Consider the following 22,920-nt stretch of genomic DNA (forward strand, 5'->3'; position numbering starts at 1 on the left):
GCAACCCGAAGCGACAAGCCTCCTGGAGAAGCTGGTATCGGATGGATGCCGAGAGCCGCGCTCACCCGTCCCGCGCAATCCTCGCGCCCCGAGGTTGCACCAACCAAGTGAACACCAACCAAATCCAAGCACGTTGAAGCCCCGAACCGACATGAAGAGCATCCACACCACCACCAGGCTGATCGCCGCAGGCGCGATGGCGCTGGTCGCCGCAGGCGCGAGCACCCTGGCCGCCGCACAGACGAAGAATGACCTGACCACATTGGCCGGGTTCACCATAGGGCAGTCCTGCACCGCGCTCACAGGGCAGCAGTGGGTGCCCGAACAGGCCAAGGGGCGCATCGAAGACCGCAGCGTCGATGAAGGCGCAGGGTTCTATCGCCTCGACTATTTCGACCATTCGAGCCCCGAGCGCACGATGACCGTCAACGTCAGCTGCACGCCAGAGGGCCGCGCATGGAAGATCAACCTGAGCTTGGGTTTCAAGGTAGACGGAGAGATTCGCTCCGCGGCCATTGAGCGGGCATACGCGCGCTTCGGCAGACCAGCCTTCTACTCCGACCTATGGGCGGATCAGGCCTATCGGGAGCGGGCCCGCAAGAACGGCAAGCTTGGATCCGCACTGACGGCGTACTGGTCGAGCGAACCGGCTCCATGGAAGGGGAGCCCCAACACCGCCCGCATGTCTCCGATGTGCCAGGGCAAGTCCGAGGAGCTGCGCAGCATCTGCAGGGTGACCCAGTCGTTCAAGGAGGAGCAGGAGCGCGCCGGCCAGCTGCGCGGGGTGGTCACAAACGCCCAGTTCGTCTTTGATGCCAAGGGCGGGCAGGAGGTGATCTCGACCCAGCGAATCGAGATGGTGGACGTCGCTGTGCGCGCCCCCAAGGACCAGGCCTCGGCCGTCGAGCAACGATCGCTCCAGCAGGAGCGAGACAAGCGAGCCACGCAGAACGCGCCGAAGTACTGAGCCCCAGCGAGAGCGGAGCACCAAAAGCTTTGTCCGCGAACCCAAGCCTCGTGCTTGAAAGGTCGTGAGCGAAAGCCCCGACCCCGAAGCTTCGTGAGCGAACCAGCTTCGCCATCGAAAGCTTCGTCGTCGTTAGGAAGCCCCAGGCCCAGCCCCGAACCGAAGGCCGCTACGCATCCGTAGTTTCTGCCGCCCGGCAAGGCCGACGGCAGCAGCTGGTGCGAGGCGCAAGCCAAGGCGCCAGCTGAATCTTCGATCGCGACACTGTTCCGTTCGCGAAGCCAACCGTGATCGACACAACCTCGATGACGAAGCGCTGCGCCGACGGATCACTTCGCTGGCGGTTCTCATCAGCGAGGACGATTGGCTGGCACGTCTGTACCCGAACCACACGCGAACGCGGGCATGACACCAGACTCGACCTAAGAGGTCGATTGAACGAAGGTATTGGCCAACAAGGAATGCGGGTCCTGCGGGGCGTCCGAAGTGTCACTCTCGGCCAGCATGCCAGCGGCGGAAGATGCGCTCGTAGTCATCTGGGCAAGCAAGTACTGAACCATCGAATCCAGCGATTCATCCGTAAGGTTAGCAGGCATCAAAACGCCGGTCCCCTCCATCTCCGAAAGAGTCACTTCGCCATCTGAATTGCCGTCCATCTGACTTCGGTATTCCTGCTCGCTGATGGCTGGCTTGCCCTTCTCGTCCAGCGCGATACCCGGCTTGAGAATCTCGTAGAACGCCCCGAATTCCTCGGCATTCAGTTTGCCGTCTTTGTCGCGATCGAACTTGGTGAAGGCGCTTTCCAGCATGCGCGTCAATGGATTGGCGTTGGCCACAGTGGTCATGATGTTGCTCTGAACTGTTGAGGGTGTGTCAGTGTCCGTTTAAGGGGTCACTTTCAATTGCACAAATTGCGAGGTAATCCCGTGCCTGATTCTTGGCCTGCCCTCAATTGCGTAGCGGTGTGACACCTTCGTCCAATGGATGCGTTCGACGACTCCTGCTGCAATCGCATCGTGTGCAGGAATGCCGCCATCGCGTTCACTTTCGACGTGAGGGTCAGCGCCAATTCCCGAACAAATCATTCATCGGCGGCGACGGAGCCTGAAGATGCGTAGATTCGCTCTCCACCAACGACCAGATCCACTTCGGTGCCACTACCCAATCGGCTCCACAGTGTGAGCTTTCCGTCAATCAACTCGGCGCGCTCGCGCATGCCTTTCATTCCGAAATGATTCGGACGCCCGTTGCGAACCATCTCGCTATCCATGCCCTTTCCATCGTCCCGAACGCGGATTCGAAACGCGCGTTCGTCATAGCGGATCTCGACTTCGACTCGGGTGGGTTCGGCATGTTGGAATGCGTTGCGCAAAGCCTCTCCTGCGATGCGCAATACGTCGTCACGGAGCACTGGGTGCAACTGACGTTCGCGGCCCTGTACCTCGACGCCAAAGTCGATACGAGACCGTGCGGGGCCGATAGCCAGAGAGCGACCCAGTGCGCGAACCGCGTCTGCGAAATCAGAACTCTCGCCGCTCGCGCCGCGCAGCCCTTGTACGGCGTCCCGGCCCTCAACAATCGCTTCAGAGGTTTGATTGATGCATTCCTCCAGCATGAGACGTCCTCGGTCGTGCGGCCACAGATGCAGCACCGTTTGGAGTCGCACCAACTGACCTTGGACGCTCTGCAGAAAGGTGTCGTGAAGCTCTCGCGCGATTCGAAGTCGCTCATCAACCCGTGCGTCAAGTGACAAGTTGAATTGGCGTGACAGCCGCGCAACACGAAGCCGATACAAACCAACAAGCAACAACGCTGCCGTGACAAAGCACGCGGCTCGAAAGAAGTTCGTTTGCCACCATGCCGGTGCGATGGAGAACTCCAAAGTGTCGCCGTCCTGATTCCAGATCCCGCTGTCGTTGCTCGCTATCACGTGGAAACGGTAGCGCCCCGGTGCAAGGTCGGTGTAGAAGGCTTGGCGACGGGTGCCGCCATCCAGCCAGTCCGTGTCTCGACCTTCCAGGCGATAGCGGAACCGCACCTGCTCGGGCACTGAAAAGCTGAGCGCCGTGTATTCGATCTTGAGATCTCGTAGCAGGGGCGGTAGCTGCAGGCTCTCTCCTGGCTCGTGAATAGACCCGTCTGCGACGAGCTGTTCAATGCGCACGGGAGGAGGGACGTTGTTGAAAGGTATTCGTCCAGGATCAATCGATGCGATCCCATCGCCTGTAACGAACCAGATGCGACCGTCCTGGGTGAGGGCAGCCTTGGGCGTGTACAACTGGACCTGCTGCAACTGACCAACTGCGCTCGTATTGGCAGGCTGCGAAACCCCCTGCCACTGATCGAGGACGCGGACACTTACCTTCCTTGTGGCGTCGTTGTCCATCGCCGCGCCCCACGCGTCCATCTCTGTGCTCGGTACCTCCACCAGGCCGCAAGGCGTATAGATCCACGTTGACCGCGCATCCACGAGGGACCAATATGCGCCATCGCAAGGCATGCCGCTCTTCTGGTCCAGTCGACTGGCCCGACCCTGCTTTAGTCGCGTCAGCCCAGCGCCGGTTGCGACCCAGACGAAACCATCGGAATCAGTGCGAATGTGCCTGATGCCAGCGCCGCCGGAGCGCTCGCGCAGCTGCAGTGACGTCCGCACTTTGCCATTGAGAACGTTCAGAACCTTTTCCGACCACAGGCCAAGCCACAGCGAATCGTCTGCCGGATCGACAATCATCGTGGACACCCGGATGTTCTCGCCAATCGTTGACCACTTCGTGCTTTCGAGGTGTCCATCCGGACTCAGTCGCAAAAGCCCCTCGTCGCGATGTGCAATCCAGATGTTGCCGCGCGAGTCTTCGGCAATACCGTCGATCGTTCCCAGAGGTATGCCGGGAACCCCGACGAAGCGATCGCCTTCGAAGTATCCGAGCTCGAATAGAGAGGCCAACCAAATCCTCCCTTTGCGGTCCTCGAACATGGTTGACGCTCTTGCTGATCGAACTGGAAATACTTTTGACTGCTGGATTCGATAGACAGAAGTCGTGGTCGCCGCCCACACATCTCCATTTCGCCCTGTCAGAACCGTTGCCACGCGCCCTTTGATGCCATCGCTGCGCGAGTAAATCGCGGCGGCCATTGGCCTGAATCGATCGAGTCCTCTGGGCGTCGAAGCCCACATGTTGCCTTCCCTGTCTTCGAACAGTCCCAGGACGTGGTCGCCTGACAGCCCCTCGGAGGCGGTATACGCATCCACACGGCCATCGAATAGGCGCAGCAGCCCATTGTCAGCAGCGGCAATCCAAAGTCCACCGTCGCGGTCAAAGAGGATTCTTGTGAAGTAGAGGCTCCGGGCCCAGGAGGGCAGAGGGATGGCTTCGACCCTCCCATCGACAATGCGCATCAGCTCACCATCGGTGCCTATCACGATTGCGCCATCGGGGGATGCTGTCATGGTCCGCAGTGATGCGATGCGCTTTGGCAAGGGATACACACGCATCGGAGTAGACCCGTGCTTCCAAACCTGCTTGCTTCCCGCTACCCAGAGAGCGCCGGCACTGTCTTGGGTCAGCGCGATGATGGGATCGTCGTAGGTGTCTTGGGCTCCTCGACAGTCGTCCGAGTTCTCGCGGATAGAGCACAGTACGCCCGTATCGCCCCGAGACCCGCCGACCCAGACGGCCCCTTGGGCATCCTCGGCCAGCGAGTTGATGGTCTTGCCCTTGAGCGCCGGAAAAGTGGTGAACGTGCCGCCCTTCCAGCGCGCCAGACCCCGCAAGGTGCCGATCCACAGTGCGCCGTCGTGCGATCCAAGCAACGTTCGGACTCGATCATCGGGGAGCGCGCTGCCTGAGGGTGGCTTCCATTGCACACTTCTCACGCCGTCAAAACGTAAGACCCCCTTCGGTGTTCCTAGCCAGAGATAACCATCCGTCGTCTGCGCAATTGGCCCGATCGTTCCCGGGCCGACCTCGTCCAGGTTCTGCCAGACGGTATGGCCATACTTCGAAATGGCCACCGTCGGGTCAAGCGCCATGGCTGGTGCCAACCAGGTAGCCGTCCACAACAGCAGCGCCATGCGCACGAACCAGCGTGTCACGATTCCTCCAGCCACCGACCCACGGGGCAATACCACTCATCTTGCCGCACGTCGACTGAATGCGGTAGCCGATGTGCGACTGTGCTGAGCGAAGCCAGCCGGCCGGCGGCGTCCGTCGAAGGCGTTGCACTGTGCCCGTTGCAGATGTATTCGTTGTCGCTGGAGCAGGCGGGTCGGATCAATCAACACTCATTCGGCGGTATCGCAACCACGTCCGATGATTGGCGCCATACGTACCAACTCTGGACCTCATTCGCACGGACAAGCCGGACGATCAGATCGTTCGTACCCAGGTCGCCGATGTCGGCGGCGGAGGTTGCCAGTGGCCTCGCTTCGCCGAGCACGAGTTCGTGCGCTCCCAGTAGGCGGTGGAGCTGAGCCTGCGAGCCTTCGATGCCGCCCGGCGGGCGTGCAAGCCGGGTTTCTTCAACGATGTCTCGCGCGGTTGCCCGAGCCACACCCCCGAGCGTCTGTATCCGTTCACCGATCTCGTCCATGATGGCTTCCTGCTCGCCATAGTGCTTGTCGAACAGTTGATGCAGTTCGAAGAACGTCGCACCCGAGGCCTGCCAATGGAACTTCTTGTACAGGTCGCGCAGTGCCATGGTGTGCGCCAGGAGGCGGTTCAGGGACATGACGCTCTTGTGGCGAACATCCTGAGCAAGGCCCAGACGGACCGGGACCAAGCTGCCAAAAGCCTGTGCGTGCGATTCCGAGGGCTGAGCTACCGAATTGCTGTCGTTGGTCATTTTTGCCTCCGTTCGCCTCTAGGCCGACGCCGAGTAGGTCGAGACATGGTGGCCGAGCCGAAGCTCGGTGTCGGATGCCGTCTGCAGCCCCTTGGCAGCCAGCGCGGTCGAGCGCGCACGAGTCTCGGGCCGCGCAACAGATGCGTAGAACGCCTGCAACGCAGGAGGGAACACGGAGTCGGGGGGCAGGCTTGCATCATTCACGAAGGCCTTCGTGTCCACGATGCCGGCCTTCTCGAAGCCGGCGACACGACGTGCAAATGCATCCACGAAGCCCTCGAAATGCTCATCGGGGACGGCGCGGTTGACGTATCCATAGCGCTCCGCGAGCGAACCGTCGAAGTCGTCGGCGCCGAGCAGGACTTCCAGAGCCCGTCCCCGTCCCATGAGCAGGGGAAGCCTGGCCATCGGGCCACCGCCGGGCACGGCGCCAAGGCCGACTTCGAACTGTCCGAGGATGGCCTTCTCCCGGCTGGCAAAACGAATGTCGCACGCCAGAGCGAACTCGCTGCCTGCGCCCCGTGCCCGACCCCGAATTGCGGCAATGGTGACGGCGGGGACCCGGGACAATCTCGTCAGGACATCGAGCCAAGGGTGCATGCCGGACTTGCCCGGCTTCATCTTCTGCGTCACGGCCTTGTCCACGAACATGTCGTAGTGCGCCAGATAGAAATCCGGATTGGCACTGGTAAACACGACGACTCGAACGTCTGCATCCGTCTCGATCCTTGAGATCAACGCATCCAACTCACCGATCGTCTCCGGGCCAATGATATTGACGGGCGGGTGATCGAAGGTCGCGGTCCAGTACGCGGGGGAGTTCTGGATCAGTCGAATTTGGTCTTGGCTTGCCATTGGGCTTCTCCGGGTTTGATTAGTGGACTGACTCAGTGGCCGGCGCTTTGCCCGCCATCTACATGAAGGATCTCGCCCGTGACGAACGTCGCAGCTTCGAGATAGAGAACGGCTGCAACCACGTCGTCGACCTGTGCGAGGCGACCGAGTGGATGCAGTTGGGCAAGCGTGCTGTGGTGTTCCTTGGCGTGCATCGGCGTGTCGACGACGCCGGGCGAGACTGCATTGACTCGAATTCCGCGCGCCGCATGTTCGATGGCCAGCGATCGGGTGAGCGCATTCAAGGCACCCTTGGTGATGGCTGCGAGGGCCGCCGGAACAGCCGAACGCGCGTGGTCGACGAGACTGGTGGTGATGCTCACGACGTGCCCGCTGTTCCTCGGGTTCATTTGCTCGACCGCGAGCTGCGTGATCCGAAAACTGCCCACGAGATTGACCCTCATCGCGTCGTCGAAGTCCGCTCGCGTGAGCTCGGTGAAAGGCTTCGACAGAAAGATGCCCGCGTTGTTCACCAAGGTGTCGATGCGCCCAAATTGCTTCATTGCGGCGCCGATCACCTTCTCCCCGGTGGACCAATCGGCAATGTCGCCGGGGATCGCCAGCACCCTGTCGTCAGGTGACTGTGTGATGGACCGGGAGGTGGCAACCACGCGATAGCCGATGCGGAGGAACCCTTTGACAAGCCCCGCGCCGATCCCCTGCGAGGCGCCGGTGACGATCGCGACCTTCTGACCGTTGTTCATTGCATTGCTCCTAGTCTTCTTCCAACTCGACGATGAGTTCCAGCTCCACCGGGACGCCCAGCGGGAGGCTCTGTACGCCGAAGACCAAACGGCTGGGATTCCTGGCTTCTCCGAACACGTTCTGAAGGATGATGGATGCGCCGTCCGCAACCCGCGGCTGTTGCAGGAAGTCCTCTGTAGTCGTTATGAACACACTCAGCCGCACGATGCGCGCCACCCGGTCCAGAGATCCTGTGTGAGCGCGGATCAGGGCCAGTGCATTCAGGGCGGCGATCCGAGCGGCATCGCGGGCGGCTTCGACACCGAGTTCAGCTCCAACTCGGCCTGTGCACCTGGCCGTGTTCTGAACCGTCGGCAGCATCCCGGTGAGAAACAGAAGCCGGCCTGACTGCACTGCCATTGCGTAGATGCCAAGCGGCTGCGGCGGGGAGGGCAAGTCGATCTGGAGGTCGCGCAGCCGGTCCTCTGCACTGGGCGGCTGGAGAGAGGATTGCAAGAGTTCGTTCATGACTAGGTTCCAGCAACGTTGTGCGACGGGTGTACGTCCCTAGCGCAATGACTTGAAGGCCGCACGCATTTCGGTCGCAAACAACTGCGGCTCCTCCCAGGCAGCGAAGTGCCCGCCTTTGTCCACCTCGTTGAAGTAGACGAGTGTGGGATAGGCGCGTTGCGTCCAGCTCTTCGGCGCCTGGTAGATCTCACCGGGGAATACGGTGACCGCCACGGGAACCTTGATCTCGGTGGTTCGCTGGGCAGGCGAACTGAAGTTGTTGTTGTTGTTCTCCCAATAGAGCCGCGCCGATGAGATCGCGCTATTGGTGACCCAATAGAGCGTGATGTCATCCAGCATCTCGTCCTTTGTCAGGGAACGCTCGGCGTCGCCCCCGCTGTAGGTCCATTGGGTGAACTTGTCGAACATCCACGACGCCAGGCCGGCGGGCGAGTCCGATAGGCCATAGCCCACCGTCTGGGGCCGCGTAACCATCATCACGCCATAGCCCGCGTTCTTCTTGAAGAATGTGTCCAGCGCGTTGTATGCAGCTTTCTCCTTTTCGCTCAGTCCCGCGGGGGCGGGATCTCCATTGCTCAAGGCCTTTGCAGCCTCCTCGGGAACCGTTGCCGGCATGTTCACGTGGATGCCCACCAGACCTGGGGGCGCTTGGCGGCCCATTGCGTCGGCAACGACGGAGCCCCAGTCGCCACCTTGAGAGACGTATCGCTTGTAGCCAAGTCGCTTCATCAGTACGTCCCAGGCGCGCCCCATGCGGTCGGGCCCCCAACCGGTGCCGACGGGGCGGTCCGAGAACCCGTAGCCAGGCATCGAGGGAATAACAACGTCGAACGCGTCCTCGGCGCGGCCGCCGTGCGCCGTCGGATTGGTCAGCGGGTCGATGGCCTTGACGATCTCCAGGACGGATCCCGGCCAGCCGTGGGTGATGATGATTGGCAGCGCGTTGGGATGCTTGGATCGCACGTGGATGAAATGAATGTTCAGGCCGTCGATCTCGGTCGTGAACTGCGGCAGCGCGTTGAGCTTCGCTTCGATCCTTCGCCAGTCATAGCTGGTGCCCCAGTAGCGAACGAGGTCCTGGAGCTTTGCCAGGGGTACGCCTTGAGACTGGTCCGGCACGGTCTCCTTGTCGGGCCAACGCGTGGCCATTACGCGCTTGCGAAGATCCGCCAGCGTTTCTTCGGAGACGTGTACCTTGAAGGGGCGGATCATGTCCGCCGGGGAGTCATTGACGGACACCGCGGGTGTAGCCAAAGTCTGCGCCATCGTGGGGGTGCTCGTCAGCGCGAGGCTTGCTGTGAGGGTGGCGCAAACGGCGCGCAAGCGCAGCTTGCGAATAGTCGAGGATGCGTTGGACAAGATGATCTCCTGTTGAGCGCGGTGGCCAGGGCGGCACGGTTCAAGCGCGAGGTCTCATCACATCAGATCGAGGACACCTCATCCATTGCACGAAGGTGTCGTCCATACCATCGTCTAGTCGAGAGGGACGGGTAGGTGTGTCAGCCGAACGTGAAGGAGAACACCTCGATGTCGGGATCGATGAACTCGATCTCGAATCGACGGTCACGTATCGGACCAGGTTGACGTATGAGTTGATACATCCGCGAGGAATCCACGTTGCCAAAACCTTGCTCATCGACGTCGAGGCCGTGAGCGGCACCTGGAGGCTTTCCGTCGATCAAGACACGGAAGCGGATGGGTCCTGCCCCTTCGGATGGCCCCATCACGAGATGCAGGTCGCGAGCGTGAAATCCGTAGGCGACGCGCCCATTGGCGCGCTGGAGCACGGCGGATTCGCTTCCGAGGATCCATTCCCCGACCGGCGACCATTCGTTGTTTCGCAGACTCACGGGCGCGATATAGGTGCGACGCTGACCCGGCGATGCATCGACCACCAATCCGCTCGTGCGCGCAAGGCCAACATAGTTCTCTGGCGATCGCAGGTTGCCCCAGTCCGCCGGCGCTTCCGCGCCTTGGGATGCAGGCGCAACCAACTCGTCGTTGGCGATCTGCCCGGTCTCGGACAGCGCGCGTTGTATCGCTCGCTCGGTAGCTTCATAGCCGCCCTCGCCGAAATGGTGGTAGCGCACGACGCCGCGGCCATCGACAAGGTAGATCGCGGGCCAGTAGGCGTTGCCGAAGGCCCGCCAAAGCGCGCGATTGCTGTCCAGGGCTACCGGGTAGTCAACCCCGATGTCGCGGACCGCACGCTCCACGTTCTCTGGATCCATCTCAAAGGGGAACTCCGGCGTGTGCACGCCGATGACCACCAGGCCGCGATCGCGATACTGCTTCGCCCATGCACGAACGTATGGGAACTCGCGCCGCCAGTTGATGCACGAGAACGTCCAGAAGTCCACGAGCACCACTTTCCCACGCAGTGCGGGTGAGCTGAGCGGCGGCGAGTTTAACCAGCCCGTGGCACCTTCGAAGTCGGGCATGCGGCTCGTTGTCATAGGTGCCCAGTGCCACCCGGTCGCACTGGAAGGGGTCGGGACAGCCGCCGGCACGGGCCGAAGATCTGATTCGGTGCTATTCGCCGCCACCCGCATGGCGGGCGCTGTCGCGACAAGAGCGAGAAAGAAGGGAATGACCTTGTTCATCTGGCGCTCCTTTGGTGCGGGCGCTGTCCAAGTTGGTGTGGCGCCGTGGCGCGATGCCAAGCGGTGCCCGCGTGTTGCGGGCCATTTCAACCATTGGTCCGCTCTTCGTCCATTGGACGAAAGTCTCACCCCCGGGAACGTCTCATCCGTGAGTCCTACCTATGTGGGATCGCGACGTAGGCCGATCCGCTGTCGCCGCAGGCAGAGCCAATGACCAGACTTTGTGGGCGTTCCTGTGCGTCCGTGGTGGACGATCAGTTCAGACGCAACCACTACGAAGGAATTGACATGTCAGAAGAAATCATCGTCGTGTACTTCAGCGGCTTCGGCCATACCACCCGAGTCGCAGAGGCAGTCGCATCCGGAGCCCGGGCCCGTCTCCTTAAGGTCGACAGCGAAGGAAACCTGCCGCCTGGCGGCTGGGAGCAGCTCGCGGACGCGAGGGCGATTGTCTTTGGCTCGCCAACCTATATGGGCAGCACGAGCTGGCAGTTCAAGAGATTCCTGGATGACTCCTCGAGGGTCTGGGTCAACGAGGGATGGAAGGACAAGCTGGCCGCCGCTTTCACGAATTCGGCGGGCATGAATGGCGACAAGGCGTCCACCTTGTATGCCCTGTTCACCATGTCGCAGCAGCACGGGATGATCTGGGTAGGAACCGGCATGATGCCCAGCAACAGCAAAGCCGCGAAACGGGATGACATCAACTACGTCGCGTCCTTCACGGGTCTGGCGACGACGACTCCATCCGACGCGACGCCCGACGAGATGGCCGACGGCGATCTGGAGACGGCGCGCCGCTTCGGTGAACGCGTCCGTCGGATCCTTGAGCGTCTGCGCGAGCCGGAGATGGCGTAAGGCCTCGGTGGCGGCCTGGGGCAACGCCCCAGGCCTTCGCAGCGCACGAAGCATATCGGCGACACGCCGTAGTGAGGTCGAGCTCAGGTCGCCATGCGTCAAAGACGCGCCGGATCTCACGAACGCGATCATTGCCGCGCCTGTGGAACCTCAGCCAAAGGTTGAACGCGATCCTTGGTCTTGAAGCGGGACGGAGCGGGGCGGTCAGTCCGGCTTTTCAGTTGCTCCTCTTGGCCGTCCTCGCACGGGCGCGCCTGCGAGGACATCGATGAGCAGCGCACAGAGGATCGCGGTGGCAGCAATGATGAACAAGGCGGCATAGCTTCCACGCAAGACCAACAGATAGGACAGCCCATAAGCAGCCAGAGCCTGGAGCACGGCGAAGCTCGTGGTGGCAATGCTCCACGCCGAAGTCCTCTCTGCGATCGAGCGATGAGCGAGCATCTCGTGGATTCGCCCCAGTACCAGCGGGACGATCCCGGGCGTGAACGCGCCCATGATCAAGGTAGACAGGAGGAGCCATGCAGGCGAGGGGTCTACGGCAGGAATCGCGACGGCAACTGCTTGGACGCCGAGCCCCGTGCGCAGTGTGCGCTGGTAGCCGTAGCGATCGGCCACGCTGCCAGCGAGGACCGGCCCGGCAATGGCACCTATTCCGAAGGCGGTCCAATAGTGCGAAGCTGTTGCCAGACCCCGGCCCAGCCCGTCGGCAATGAAGACGACCAGGAAGATCATGTGGGGTACAAGGCCGGCCGCGTTGAGCGCGTACTGGGTGCTCAGGAGGTGTAGCTGGCGTGGCGAGTGCAACGCGTGGCTTGGCGGACTTTCCAGAGTCGCCTCGGAAGCAGCGGTCGGTTGCGGCCAACCCTTCCACGCGATGGCCGTCAGGGCCATCGAAATTCCGGCCAGGTAGAGCCAGGTTGACGTCAAGCCATGTCGCAGGAAGTGCGGAACGAGCAAGCCTGATGCAGCAATTCCGACTCCGACACCCATGAAGATGATGCCGCTTGCGAGTCCCCGCTGTTTTGGATCTACGCAGGGAAGCACCGTTGGCGCGGCAAGGACCATCAGCGCGCCGCCTGTCGCGCCGGATACCAGCCGCCAGCTGCAGTACCACAGGAAGTCCAGCGGCCAGGCGCAAGCAACGAGCGACGCCGTTGTCACGATCATCAAGGCTCGCAGCACAGCACGGACGGGAAACCATCGGGCCAGCCGCGCGGCGCTCAGAGCGCCCAGTACATAGCCCGCCAGATTAGCCGCGCTCAGGTATGTGGCAGCTGAGGCAGAGAACCAGTGGTTGGCGATCACCGCAGGCAAAAGCGGCGTGTATGAGAAACGGGCAAGACCGACCCCAACAAGGGTCGCGCAGAACCCCGCGACGACTACGAACGCTGTCCGAGGGCGGCCAGACATCACGCTATTCCGCGCAGTCGATGATGACCGTGGCGCCGCAATGCGGCCGACGATGGATCACCGACATGAAGAACTCGCGATCGCCAGTCGATCGTGCGAGGACGTAGGTGGACCGAGCGCTCTTCGTTCAGTTGGAACAGCTCGATCCTGCCCTTGTCGTCGCACGGAACGGCATAGTTATGGCAAGGGTAGGGCAGCTGTGGAAATTGCAACTCGTAGCGGGGAGCGGGCGCGCTTTGCGGCGGCCAACGATCGGTGCGGGCGGCCACGCGCAGCAGGAGCTGGGATGAGGTCATGACGAGACTTTGCGGTCCATGCGGCGGACGGCCATCTTGCTTCGGTGCTACGGAAGAATCCCTCCCCGGTCAGGACGGCATCCCCGCTTGGTGCCGGATGACGGTGCTTAGGTATTGGTGATACCAACGTGCAATGGCTCGCGAGCAACGCCTGGTGTGAGATGACGCCACCTTCTGACCACCTAAGTCCAGTTCCATGAACTACGCCACACCCAACCGACTCGCCGTGCTGGTGATGCAGCACGACCCGCTCCTCCGAGTGGGAATCGCCATGGCCCTGCGCCAGCACGACGCCTTCGAAGTTTTCGAAGGCGGCCCCGGTGACGTGGAGTCACATGAGCAGAGGATCGACGTTGTGGTCGCGGACTATGGCCAAGCGATTGCGCTTTCCTCGCAGGCGAACCGTGCGAACCGAGCGCCATCTGCTACGCCCAAGATTCTCGCGCTGACCTCGAACGACAAGGAGGCGGATGTTCGACGCGCCATCGAGGCGGGCGTCCACGGCTACCTGCTCATGGGGGGCGAGTTTCGGGACCTCGTCGAAGGTGTGACCGTCGTCGCCAGCGGAATGCGCTACCTGTGCCGATCGGTCGCGCAGCGCATGGCCGACAGCCTGACCCGGATTGCCTTGACCTCCAGGGAGATCGAGGTGCTTCGACTGGTGGTCACGGGTGAGCCGAACAAGGTCATTGCACGGCATCTCAACATCGAGATCGGAACAGTGAAGTCCCATATGTCTGCCATCATGTCCAAGCTGGGCGCGACGTCGCGCACACACGCGGCAGGCATTGCGGTCAATCGGGGTCTCGTCGACTTGCCGCTGGGCACGCTAGGTGAACCGGTGAGGACGAATTTCGCTCCCGCAGACTTGCGCATGCAGTACGCATAGCGCGTGCCGGTCTGGGCGAAAGCCTGTCGCCTTCGGAAGTCCTTCCTTTGACTTAGACCGCGCTGCACCCTTCGTCGGTGGCCCTGTGGATGGGGCCAGCCGACGATCAAGATTCTGCGATGAGCGCATCACGTCCTGATCCGCAGAATTCCTCAACCCTCGCTTTTCGGAGCCACCATGAAGCCATCGATCATCTTCCTTGCCGCTGCGTCGGCCTTGCTGTTGACCCAACCCCTTTCCGCACTCGCCCAATCTTCCAACGCATCCGACAAGGCGGCCGTCCGCGCAGAGCGACGTGCCAAAGGGGTGGAAGCAGCGCGTACCTTCCAACCTGGCGAGGGCAACCCTATCCCGGATGCGAAGCCCAAGGTGTCGCGCGCTGAGCGCAACCAGGCTCGCAAGGAACGCCGGCCCGACGGAGTCGATGCCGCCATGAACTTCCACTCGGGCGAAGGCGATCCGCGCCCTGCGCCCACTCGCCGCATTGCGCCGGACGAGCGACGCGCCGAACGTACCAAGCAGCGCGAAGAAGTGAAGGCCGAGGCTAAGGCAGGCCAGATTCCCGACTATGGGGACAACTACGGCAACGCCAACCAGAAGTAGGTCAGCGAGGTCGGAAGCGCGAGCGGGACCAGCTTGCGCTTCCAACTGGACACGAGAACGAACGCTCCAGCGCATCAACGCTTGTCGTCGAGATCCGAGGTCCTTGCCTCGTTTCAGGACGCATCCGCCGAACTGTCAGGCAGAAAGCGCTACGAGGGCAGCACTCCAGGCGTGCACGCCCTCAGTGGCATCGACTCGGGGCTCACGAGTGCGCCGAGACGAGGCTCGCCTCGATGCCGGTCGTCCATATCGGAACCCATGTGCAGTCTCTTGAATCGCACTTAACGTCGCACTCTCGGCTTCGGGAGGGACAGAGCAACCCGCCTCTGGGGCGAAAGAGACCTGAGGTTGTCGGAGTCCGGAGGCATGGCGGAATGCCTTGATCAAGCGCGAAGCAGATAGCGCTCAGCCCGAGCGGCATCCAGAACCGAGCGGGCCTTCCGGTCCACCATGTCCACCGGCAAGGCGCCGCCCAGCCACGCATTGGGCTCAGCGAACCAGGCGCAGATTTCCCAATCGCTCAATTCTGGACACAGCTCACCGAGCACAGAAGTGACGTCCGGACGAAGGTCCATGGTGCTCAGATTGAACTGGAACCACGGGAGCAGGATCTGCGAACGCCATTGGATGTTCAGTGCCTCATGCTGGACGATCCAGCGTGCCAGCCGCGAGATCGGTTGATCCGTATGACAAGCCAATCGCGCGACGACCTCATAGGCGTTCGCCATCCCGCCGCTGGCACGGAATGCAATCTCCATCCGGCGATATTGGAAGACATCATCGGCCTGCAGCAATGCTGCGCCACGGGGCGGAGCGGGCGTCAGACACTCAGGAATGCGGACGGCGGTCTGGTTCGACGATCTGGAGGTGTGCGTGTTCATGATGAATCTGGTGGAGTGGCACGCACATCGGTGGAACGGAGCGTTGCCGATGCGCGTCAGGACCTACCAGATTCAATCGAAGCAGAGGTTCATGCGCTATTGGACGAAGGTCTCGACGAGGCTGATGACGGACGCGCAGCGCTCAGTGCAGTCGAGAGCTTGTGGCTTGCGCACGTTCCGAAACGACGGCGTAGGCCCGGCTGCCAGGCACGATCAGCTCAATCTCGGTGCCCGAGTCGGGCCGGCTCCAGAGAGTCAGCTTGCCTCCTATGAGCTTGCTGCGCTCACGCATGCCTTGCAGGCCAAAATGACCTTCGCGCCCGCGCTGGATGACGCCATGGTCCATGCCCTTGCCGTCGTCCACCACGCGAAGCCGCAGGTCTTTTTCGCCGAAGCGGATCTCAACCTCGACTCGACCAGGAGCGGCGTGATGGAAGGCATTTCGCAAGGCTTCGCCGACGATGCGCACGATGTCGTCACGTACGACAGGGTGTAGACCGCGAGTCCGGCCATGAACCTCGACGCCAAAGCGGATGGCCGACTTTTCGGCATCGGTCGCGAGCGAGCGCCCCAGTGCCTGAACGGTGGCGCCGAGGTCGTTGCCCTCGCTCGCGTCGGTGCGAAGTCCTTGCACTGCATCGCGACCCTCGGTGATGGCGGCAGCGGCTTGATCGATCCCTTCCTCCAGAATGCGGCGTCCGTCCTCGCGAGGCCAAAGCTGCAGCGCCGTCTGCAGCCGCAGCACGTGACCTTGGAACGTCTGCAGCAGCGTGTCGTGCAGTTCGCGAGCGATGCTCGTGCGCTCCTTGACGCGCGTCTCCAACGAGGCGTCGAAGCGTCGGGACAACTGCGCGAGGCGCAGCCTGTGAATGGAGTAGAAAAGCAATGCGAGCGCGGCGACGCACGCCGCACGGAAGCTGCCTGTCTGCCAACAGGCGGGCTCAACGGAGAATTCCAACGATGCGCCCTCGCGGTTCCACGTGCCGCTTGCGTTCGCCGCGATGACCCGAAAGCGGTAGTTGCCCGGTGCAAGATCTGAATAGAACGCCTGGCGCCGATTCTCTGCATCCTGCCAATCGGCGTCGCGTCCCTCCAGCTTGTATCGGAACTTGATTCGCTCGGGGAGAACGAAACTCAGGCCGGTGTAGGAGATCGCCAGGTCGTTGGGTAGCGGCGGCAGCCGCATGCCCGCCTTTGTCGGATAGGTCTTGCCGTCGCTCACGATCTCTTCGACGTGAACCGGCGGCGGCAGGTTGTTCGACGGGATCCGCTTGGGGTTGACAGTCACGAGGCTGTCGCCCGTCACGACCCAGAGCCTTCCATCCGGCGAATGGGTGAGCTTTGGCGTGAAGTTGTAGCTGGTCACCAGGTAGCCGATCGTGCTTTCCACAATGGCCTGCCCCACGCCGTCCCAGTGGTCCAGCAGTTGAACGCGCACCTTCCTGGGCGTCTTGCTGCGTATCGCCTGGGCCCAGCCGTCGAGCTCGGCGCGGTCGATGCGAATCAGACCGCACTGGGCGGCTACCCACAAGGAGTCCTCGATAACAGTGGACCAGAGCAGGCGATCGCAGGGAAGGCCGCTTTGTATGTCCAGACGGTCGACCTGTCCGTTGGCGATCCGATGCAGTCCGCTGTAACTGGACACCCAGAGCGTTCCGTTGGATTCGATGCGAATGTGATTGACGCGTGAGTTCTGTGGGTTCTCGGAAGGCAGCGACAGCGCACTTGCAATCCGCCCCTCCCTCACGCTCACTAGGCCGCCGGACCACAATCCCATCCAGAGCGTTCCACTTGCAGAGTCGAAGGCCAGCGTGCTGACTCGGCCCGATGGATGCACAAGGGCCTGCGACGTGAATGCCGCCTTTCCATTCGGGCGTACGTGCAGGAGCCCGAGTTCGCGATGTGCGAACCACAGATCGCCAATCGTGTCCTCGGCGATCGCGTCGATGGGGCCGGAGGGAATGCCCGCAGGATCGACGAAATGCTCACCATCGAAGTACTGGACCCCGACGTTCGATGGGGCCCAGATCCTGCCTTCTCGGTCCTCGAAGAGACTGCTGACGCCGCTCAGCAGTGGCCGGCGAAGCTTCCAGACGCCTAGCGAGCCGGACGGCTGCTGGTACACCCCGGTTGTAGTGGCCGTCCAGAGGCTTCCGTCGCGCGCACTGAGCACCGATCGGGATCGCCCCCTAGGACCATTCTGATCCGATTGGGATGCTGCTGCGACCGCGCGGAACTGGTCGAGCCCGCGTGAGGTGGAGACCCACACATTGCCCTCCCGGTCCTCGAAAAGGTCGAGGATGTTGTCTCCCGAAAGGCCATCTGCCCTGGAAAAGTTGTCCCATCGGCCTTCATGCAGATGCAGCAGCCCATAGTCCGACGTGCCCAGCCAAAGCGCGCCGTCCTTGTCGCGCAGCGCCTTGACGAAAGTGAGGTTGCGCGCCCATTCGGGGAGATCCAGTGTTCCGAGCCCGCTCCCGTTGACCCGTAGCACACCGCGCCGCAAGCCTACGATGAGCGATCGGTCTGCCAATTCGGACGTGGTGCGAAGTCCGTTGGCACCCATGGGAAGCTTCCATGAATCCATCTCGTCGCGCCGCTCGGGCCATCTCCATATCCGTTCCGGCCCGAGCAACCAGAATGCACCGGTCGTGTCACGATGAATTCCGAAAAGAGAAGGGCCGAGGCCGCCTTCCTGACCGCGGCATTCGAAATGCGGCTTCCGGAAAGCGCAGAGCAGGGCATTTCCGCGGACAGACCCCGCCGTCCAGAGAGTGCCGTCGGTATCCTCATGGATCGCGTTGACCGCGGATCCGATCGTGTGAGACGGGACGGTGAAGGAGCCGTCCCGGAAGCCGAGCAGGCCGTCAGAGGTGGCGATCCAAAGCGTTCCATCGCGACCGCCGAGCAGCGCCCGAACATTGCCCTCGAACGAACCTCCAGGTGGCGGCAGCAGGGGGACGCTTCGAACGCCGTCGAATCTCAGCAGGCCCTTCGGCGTTGCAAGCCACATGTAGCCATCGGGCGTCTGGGCCATAGCGCTGATGGTGCCCAGACCGAATCCTTCAACGTCGCGCCAACTCCGATGCCCGTGCTGAGCTGCATCGAGAGCTGGATCGAGAGCCCGTGCCGGTGACACTGCCATCGCGGCCAACGTTGCCGTGAATGCGAGCACCAGAGGTCGGAAGAAGCTTGATCGCACAGAAGCGCCCTGGAAGTGACGGTCGTACTAGGCCGGAAATTCTAGTGACGCCGAGTCCAGGGAAGCCAGAGTCTTTGCCCAAAACTGCCAAGGCCGATACCAACCGCCTATGCTTGCGCGCGCTGGTCACGCGCCTTCCCGAGCGCCAGGGGAGTGCTCTTCTCGAAACGCGAAGATGTTGGCCACTACTGCTGCCAGACCGAGCGTTACTCCAACCGCAGCGAGACCCAGCCATCCGCCATGGTGAGCAGCGTATCCGCCCATAGCGGAGCCGACCGCCCCACCTAGGAAAAAGGACACGATGAAGACGGTGTTCAAGCGGCTGCGTGCCTTGGATCGCAGCGTGTAGATCCTCGCCTGGTTGGCCACCAGGCCCACGCGATTCCCAAGGTCGAGAACCACCATGCCGGCGATCAGCCACCCCAGGCTGCGTCCGCTCAAAGAGACGAGCAGAAAGGCCAACGCAACAAGGATTGCGCCCACGAACACCATGCGGCTGGCTCCCAGTCGATCGACGGTTGCTCCGATTCGAGGGGACGAGGCGATGCCGGCAACGGCGACGAGCCCGAATGCACCGATGGCGGCAGGCCCGTACTCGTAGGGCGGCGCGGCGAGGAGGAGGGCAAGCGATGACCAGAGTGCGCTGAAGGCAGCGAACATCAGGAAGCCGGTGACAGCTGAGACGCGCAGCAAATGTTGCTCCCTGGCCAGGGTGGCGAGGGAGCGCATGAGGTCGCCGTAGCGGATGGCAACTAGGCCAGTGGACCGAGGAAGGCTGAGAAGGACAATGGCCAGTAGCGCAAGATCGAGGAGCGCCGCCAGCACGAATACGTCGCGCCAGCTCAGATGGGACCCCACAAAGCCGCTCAGCGTGCGTGCAAGAAGCAGTCCCGAGGACAACCCTCCAAGCAGCCAGCCTGCCACCCGTCCCCGCATGTCGGGTGGAACCAGCCCGGTGACGGCCGGAATGATGATCTGCGCTGTGATCGCCGTCATGCCGACGGCGAAGCTGCTCGCAAGCAGGATGGGAAAGGTGGGTGCGACAGCGCACGCGAGCAAGGCGAGGGCGTTGGTGCCGATTGCCAGCGACGTCAGATGGCGTGCCTGAAATCGGTCGCCGAGCGGCACCAGCAGAAGCAGTCCCGCCGCGTATCCCAGTTGGGTCAGCGTTGCAATGACACTGCCATGCGCAGGCAGCACCCCGAACGATGCCGCCATTTGTGCGAGCAGCGGCTGGTGGTAGTAGATGGTCGAGACTGCCAGCGCACAGGTCAGCGCCATCAGGTACAGGAGGTGGTTGGGGATCATGGAATGCCCCGTGATTTGCCGGCTCGAACTCGGGGTCAGTTCTCGGCGGAGAACTGCCGATACGCCGGCTCGTCGAGCAGCGCCGCAAGTTGGCGCGGATCGGAGATGCGCAGCCTGAAGAGCCAGCCAGCCTCCATCGGCGCACGATTTGCGAGTTCGGATTTGGCGAGCAAGGCTTCGTTGACTTCGACGATCACCCCCGCTATGGGCATAGAGACATCGACCGCGGCCTTGATCGACTCGACGGAACCAGCGATCTCGCCCTGATCCAGGTGCTTGCCCACCGGAGGAAGTTCCACGGAGACGATTTCGCCGAGCACGTCCTGCCCATGCTCCGTGATCCCGACGGTGGCAAGGTCTTCTCCGTCCTGGCGGACCCATTGATGGTCCCTGGTGTATTTGAGCGTCATGGGGGAATCCTCGAACGGCAAAGGTTGGAAGGGCGTCCTGGGACGCCGGGCTTGACCGGACGGTTCGCCTAGAGGCGCGTCACGTCCCTGACAGCGGCGGCGAAAGCATCGGGTGCTTCCTGAGGCAGGTTGTGACCGATGCCACCTGCGACCAGGCGATGCGCGTAAGGTCCCGAGAACTTCCTGGCATAGCTGCTGGGCTCGGGATGGGGCGCGCCGTTGGCATCGCCCTCGAGCGTAATCGTCGGAACCTCGATGACCGGTGCCTTGGCCAAGCGGGCCTCCAGATCGGCGTACTTCGTCTCGCCATCAGCCAGGCCGAGCCTCCAGCGATAGTTGTGGATCACGATGCTCACGTGATCAGGATTGTCGAAGGCACGTGCGCTTCGATCAAAAGTCGAGGCATCGAAGCTCCATTTGGGCGAGGCAAGTTGCCAAATCAGCCGCGCGAAGTCCGTTCGGTTCTGCTCGTAGCCGGCACGGCCACGGTCCGTAGCGAAGTAGAACTGATACCACCACTGCAGTTCAGCTTGCGGCGGCAGCGGCATCCTGCCCGCCTCCTGGCTGCCGATCAGGTAGCCACTTACCGACACCAGGGCGCTCACGCGCGCGGGCCACAGCGCCGCCATGATGCAAGCCGTCCGAGCGCCCCAGTCGCATCCCGCAACAACGGCCTTCTCGATTTTCAGCGCGTCCATCAGCGCGATCATGTCCACGGCGATTGCTGCCTGCTGTCCATTGCGGACGGTGTCTTTCGAAAGGAATCGGGTGCTGCCGTACCCGCGCAGGTGCGGAACGATCACGCGATTGCCGGCAGCAGCTAGCATCGGGGCAACTTCGACGTAGGTGTGGATGTCGTAGGGCCATCCATGGAGCAGGATCACTGGACTGCCATTGGCCGGACCGGCCTCGAAGTATCCGATGCTGAGCACACCGGCATTGATGCTCTTGATCGAGGTCATTGGACTTTGGAGCGTCGCGCGGCCCGATGCGGGGGTACCGGGGACTTGTGCAGACGCCTGCAGGCCCGGAAGCCATGGGGCGGTCGCCACACCTAAGGCAGCGGTCCTCATGAAGGACCGTCGAGGGAGGCTGGGCAGATTTGACATTGAACGCTCCTAATGATCTCGAAGGGGCGCTTTGGGTGAAGCGCTGCTTCGGGGTGCAGCGAGATCTGTCGAGCGCGCGAGATGCGCTGGCGATACGCCGTCCCCGTGGGGTGCATGACATCAAACAACCTGTGGGTTGTCGATTGGACAATGGTGTTGACTGCCTCATCCCGCGAGAGGCTCTTGGTGTTCGGAACCGAAGTTCGCCACGAACCGTATCCGAAGCGATCGGCTCCAACGTAGCGGAACTGCGACTGCGACCGAAGGATGAACTCTGTACCGGACCTCTTTCGGGGCTCTCTCTGAGGAATCGGTTGGATGGGCGTTGCGGTGTCGACTTCTAGTCTTGTGCAGTCGTGCAAGTCAATGACTCGCGACGGGCGCAAGTAGCGCCGTGCACATCCCAGAAACCATCGGTTTGGAGTCTTCCAATGAAGCTGCATCTTCTCGCTGGCGTACTTGTCGCCGCAAGCCTCTCGATTGCCGGGCCCACGTTGGCTCAGGACGCGTCCAAAGGATCCGCGCCGTCGAAACCTCGATCGGCGACCGAGGCCAAGGACCAGGTGCGCATCACGCGCATCACGCCCGAGTATTGGCGAGTGACTTTCCACAACCCACCTTTCAACATCTACGGCCCGAACACAACACCGCAACTGAACAGCGTCGTTACTGCAATCGAATCCGATCCGCAACTGAAGGTCGTGGTGTTCGACAGCGATGTCCCCGGGTTCTTCTTGACCCACTACGATTTCGTGCCGCCGCTCACCGACACAACCAGTCTTCCTCCGGGTCCGACCGGGCTGCCTCAGTTGCCGGACATGCTGGTGCGGATCAGCAAGGCGCCGGTGGTCTCCATTGCTTCCATCCGAGGGCGGGCCAGTGGCGTCGGAAGCGAACTCGCACTGGCCAGTGACATGCGCTTTGGCAGCAGGGAGAAGGCAGTGCTGTCCCAGTTTGAAATTGGTGCCGGCTTTGTCCCCGGCGGCGGGCCCATGGCCCGTCTGCCGCGCCTGGTCGGACGCGGGCGGGCACTGGAGGTCTTGTTCACTGGCAACGACGTCGATGGCGAACTCGCTGAGCGCTACGGCTACGTCAACCGTGCCTTGCCGGACGCCGAGCTGGACGGATTCGTAGACGGTCTGGCCCGCCGCATCGCCGGGTTTGACAAGCAGTCCATCTCGGAGATCAAGGCTCTGGTCAATCTCAACAGCCTCCCGCCGAACGAACAGATCGCCGCCGAGTGGGAAGCCTTTCTCAACTCTGTGAAGCGTCCCGCCGCCCAGCGCAGGATTGGGCAGCTGATGCAACTCGGTCTGCAGACCAACCCCGACGTGGAACGGCGTTTGCCGGACTACACAGGCAGGTTGGGCGAGGCGTCGAAGTAGCGCTGCTGCGTGAGTGCCCGGGATCGCCGGGCTTGTGGCTGGACA

At 62.3% G+C, this 22,920-nt stretch carries 20 protein-coding genes; 5 read left to right on the top strand and 15 right to left on the bottom strand.

What is annotated here, in order from left to right; translation table 11 throughout:
- The first annotated feature begins 151 nt into the window (after positions 1–151).
- Positions 152–967: a hypothetical protein gene (locus tag FHW64_RS03765; RefSeq protein WP_184523179.1), complete on the top strand. Its 816-nt coding sequence runs from the start codon at positions 152–154 to the stop codon at positions 965–967.
- A 422-nt stretch (positions 968–1,389) separates the two neighbouring features.
- On the opposite strand, the gene FHW64_RS03770 is transcribed toward FHW64_RS03765, so the two are convergent.
- The 8 genes from FHW64_RS03770 to FHW64_RS03805 form a co-directional block, all read right to left on the bottom strand.
- Positions 1,390–1,812: an EF-hand domain-containing protein gene (locus FHW64_RS03770; RefSeq protein WP_184523181.1), complete on the bottom strand. Its 423-nt coding sequence runs from the start codon at positions 1,810–1,812 to the stop codon at positions 1,390–1,392.
- Between the two features lie 236 nt (positions 1,813–2,048).
- Positions 2,049–5,060, bottom strand: coding sequence for a sensor histidine kinase (locus FHW64_RS34680; RefSeq protein ID WP_184523183.1), 3,012 nt, complete (start codon positions 5,058–5,060; stop codon positions 2,049–2,051).
- Positions 5,061–5,242: 182 nt separating this feature from the next.
- Positions 5,243–5,809: a Dps family protein gene (locus FHW64_RS03780; protein ID WP_184523185.1), complete on the bottom strand. Its 567-nt coding sequence runs from the start codon at positions 5,807–5,809 to the stop codon at positions 5,243–5,245.
- Between the two features lie 18 nt (positions 5,810–5,827).
- Positions 5,828–6,664: an enoyl-CoA hydratase/isomerase family protein gene (locus FHW64_RS03785; protein ID WP_184523186.1), complete on the bottom strand. Its 837-nt coding sequence runs from the start codon at positions 6,662–6,664 to the stop codon at positions 5,828–5,830.
- A 32-nt stretch (positions 6,665–6,696) separates the two neighbouring features.
- Positions 6,697–7,407 (bottom strand): SDR family NAD(P)-dependent oxidoreductase, encoded by a 711-nt coding sequence (locus tag FHW64_RS03790; protein WP_184523188.1) that lies wholly within the window; start codon positions 7,405–7,407, stop codon positions 6,697–6,699.
- 10 nt (positions 7,408–7,417) lie between these two features.
- The gene (locus FHW64_RS03795) at positions 7,418–7,915 is read right to left on the bottom strand and encodes a RidA family protein (RefSeq protein ID WP_184523190.1); all 498 of its coding nucleotides are present in this window, start codon (positions 7,913–7,915) and stop codon (positions 7,418–7,420) included.
- A 39-nt stretch (positions 7,916–7,954) separates the two neighbouring features.
- A complete protein-coding gene (locus FHW64_RS03800) occupies positions 7,955–9,184 on the bottom strand; it encodes an epoxide hydrolase family protein (protein ID WP_184524237.1) in 1,230 nt (409 codons plus the stop codon).
- A 233-nt stretch (positions 9,185–9,417) separates the two neighbouring features.
- On the bottom strand, positions 9,418–10,359 hold the full coding sequence (locus FHW64_RS03805; RefSeq protein ID WP_221210166.1) for a thioredoxin family protein: 942 nt from the start codon (positions 10,357–10,359) through the stop codon (positions 9,418–9,420).
- A 450-nt stretch (positions 10,360–10,809) separates the two neighbouring features.
- Here FHW64_RS03805 and FHW64_RS03810 point away from each other — a divergent pair, with 450 nt between their 5' ends.
- On the top strand, positions 10,810–11,379 hold the full coding sequence (locus FHW64_RS03810; protein WP_184523194.1) for a flavodoxin family protein: 570 nt from the start codon (positions 10,810–10,812) through the stop codon (positions 11,377–11,379).
- Between the two features lie 204 nt (positions 11,380–11,583).
- On the opposite strand, the gene FHW64_RS03815 is transcribed toward FHW64_RS03810, so the two are convergent.
- Positions 11,584–12,792 carry a YbfB/YjiJ family MFS transporter gene (locus FHW64_RS03815; protein WP_184523196.1) on the bottom strand — a complete coding sequence of 403 codons (1,209 nt, stop codon included), beginning with the start codon at positions 12,790–12,792 and terminating at the stop codon, positions 11,584–11,586.
- Positions 12,792–13,088 (bottom strand): hypothetical protein, encoded by a 297-nt coding sequence (locus FHW64_RS03820; RefSeq protein ID WP_184523198.1) that lies wholly within the window; start codon positions 13,086–13,088, stop codon positions 12,792–12,794. The genes FHW64_RS03815 and FHW64_RS03820 overlap by 1 nt, the downstream gene beginning before the upstream one ends.
- A 271-nt stretch (positions 13,089–13,359) precedes the next feature.
- Here FHW64_RS03820 and FHW64_RS03825 point away from each other — a divergent pair, with 271 nt between their 5' ends.
- Together FHW64_RS03825 and FHW64_RS03830 are read left to right on the top strand one after the other, a co-directional pair.
- On the top strand, positions 13,360–13,977 hold the full coding sequence (locus FHW64_RS03825) for a response regulator transcription factor (protein ID WP_184523200.1): 618 nt from the start codon (positions 13,360–13,362) through the stop codon (positions 13,975–13,977).
- 177 nt (positions 13,978–14,154) lie between these two features.
- The gene (locus FHW64_RS03830) at positions 14,155–14,580 is read left to right on the top strand and encodes a hypothetical protein (protein ID WP_184523202.1); all 426 of its coding nucleotides are present in this window, start codon (positions 14,155–14,157) and stop codon (positions 14,578–14,580) included.
- 383 nt (positions 14,581–14,963) lie between these two features.
- Here FHW64_RS03830 and FHW64_RS03835 read toward each other — a convergent pair whose 3' ends face one another.
- The 5 genes from FHW64_RS03835 to FHW64_RS03855 form a co-directional block, all read right to left on the bottom strand.
- On the bottom strand, positions 14,964–15,461 hold the full coding sequence (locus FHW64_RS03835; protein ID WP_184523203.1) for a hypothetical protein: 498 nt from the start codon (positions 15,459–15,461) through the stop codon (positions 14,964–14,966).
- A 142-nt stretch (positions 15,462–15,603) separates the two neighbouring features.
- Positions 15,604–18,027 (bottom strand): sensor histidine kinase, encoded by a 2,424-nt coding sequence (locus tag FHW64_RS03840; protein WP_221210165.1) that lies wholly within the window; start codon positions 18,025–18,027, stop codon positions 15,604–15,606.
- Positions 18,028–18,789: 762 nt separating this feature from the next.
- The gene (locus tag FHW64_RS03845) at positions 18,790–19,971 is read right to left on the bottom strand and encodes an MFS transporter (protein WP_184523207.1); all 1,182 of its coding nucleotides are present in this window, start codon (positions 19,969–19,971) and stop codon (positions 18,790–18,792) included.
- A gap of 35 nt (positions 19,972–20,006) precedes the next feature.
- Positions 20,007–20,381, bottom strand: a complete 375-nt coding sequence (gene gcvH, locus FHW64_RS03850) for a glycine cleavage system protein GcvH (protein ID WP_184523209.1) — start codon at positions 20,379–20,381, stop codon at positions 20,007–20,009.
- 68 nt (positions 20,382–20,449) lie between these two features.
- On the bottom strand, positions 20,450–21,490 hold the full coding sequence (locus tag FHW64_RS03855; protein ID WP_184523211.1) for an alpha/beta fold hydrolase: 1,041 nt from the start codon (positions 21,488–21,490) through the stop codon (positions 20,450–20,452).
- A 431-nt stretch (positions 21,491–21,921) separates the two neighbouring features.
- Between FHW64_RS03855 and FHW64_RS03860 the strand changes: the two genes are divergently transcribed.
- A complete protein-coding gene (locus FHW64_RS03860; protein ID WP_184523214.1) occupies positions 21,922–22,875 on the top strand; it encodes an enoyl-CoA hydratase/isomerase family protein in 954 nt (317 codons plus the stop codon).
- Positions 22,876–22,920: the final 45 nt, after the last annotated feature.

Origin of the sequence: Variovorax sp. Sphag1AA, from assembly GCF_014192575.1 — a bacterium.
GTDB lineage: Bacteria > Pseudomonadota > Gammaproteobacteria > Burkholderiales > Burkholderiaceae_C > Variovorax.

Bases quoted from the DNA above. Each gene is read 5' to 3' on its own strand.
- FHW64_RS03800 (WP_184524237.1), bottom strand. From the start codon at position 9,184: ATGGCGCAGACTTTGGCTACACCCGCGGTGTCCGTCAATGACTCCCCG.
- FHW64_RS03805 (WP_221210166.1), bottom strand. From the start codon at position 10,359: ATGCCCGACTTCGAAGGTGCCACGGGCTGGTTAAACTCGCCGCCGCTC.
- FHW64_RS03830 (WP_184523202.1), top strand. From the start codon at position 14,155: ATGAAGCCATCGATCATCTTCCTTGCCGCTGCGTCGGCCTTGCTGTTG.
- FHW64_RS03855 (WP_184523211.1), bottom strand. From the start codon at position 21,490: ATGTCAAATCTGCCCAGCCTCCCTCGACGGTCCTTCATGAGGACCGCT.
- FHW64_RS03790 (WP_184523188.1), bottom strand. From the start codon at position 7,407: ATGAACAACGGTCAGAAGGTCGCGATCGTCACCGGCGCCTCGCAGGGG.
- FHW64_RS03780 (WP_184523185.1), bottom strand. From the start codon at position 5,809: ATGACCAACGACAGCAATTCGGTAGCTCAGCCCTCGGAATCGCACGCA.
- FHW64_RS03835 (WP_184523203.1), bottom strand. From the start codon at position 15,461: ATGAACACGCACACCTCCAGATCGTCGAACCAGACCGCCGTCCGCATT.
- FHW64_RS03810 (WP_184523194.1), top strand. From the start codon at position 10,810: ATGTCAGAAGAAATCATCGTCGTGTACTTCAGCGGCTTCGGCCATACC.
- FHW64_RS03845 (WP_184523207.1), bottom strand. From the start codon at position 19,971: ATGATCCCCAACCACCTCCTGTACCTGATGGCGCTGACCTGTGCGCTG.
- FHW64_RS03785 (WP_184523186.1), bottom strand. From the start codon at position 6,664: ATGGCAAGCCAAGACCAAATTCGACTGATCCAGAACTCCCCCGCGTAC.
- gcvH (WP_184523209.1), bottom strand. From the start codon at position 20,381: ATGACGCTCAAATACACCAGGGACCATCAATGGGTCCGCCAGGACGGA.
- FHW64_RS03860 (WP_184523214.1), top strand. From the start codon at position 21,922: ATGAAGCTGCATCTTCTCGCTGGCGTACTTGTCGCCGCAAGCCTCTCG.
- FHW64_RS03815 (WP_184523196.1), bottom strand. From the start codon at position 12,792: ATGTCTGGCCGCCCTCGGACAGCGTTCGTAGTCGTCGCGGGGTTCTGC.
- FHW64_RS03795 (WP_184523190.1), bottom strand. From the start codon at position 7,915: ATGAACGAACTCTTGCAATCCTCTCTCCAGCCGCCCAGTGCAGAGGAC.
- FHW64_RS03765 (WP_184523179.1), top strand. From the start codon at position 152: ATGAAGAGCATCCACACCACCACCAGGCTGATCGCCGCAGGCGCGATG.
- FHW64_RS03840 (WP_221210165.1), bottom strand. From the start codon at position 18,027: ATGGGTGCCAACGGACTTCGCACCACGTCCGAATTGGCAGACCGATCG.
- FHW64_RS03825 (WP_184523200.1), top strand. From the start codon at position 13,360: ATGGCCCTGCGCCAGCACGACGCCTTCGAAGTTTTCGAAGGCGGCCCC.
- FHW64_RS03770 (WP_184523181.1), bottom strand. From the start codon at position 1,812: ATGACCACTGTGGCCAACGCCAATCCATTGACGCGCATGCTGGAAAGC.
- FHW64_RS03820 (WP_184523198.1), bottom strand. From the start codon at position 13,088: ATGACCTCATCCCAGCTCCTGCTGCGCGTGGCCGCCCGCACCGATCGT.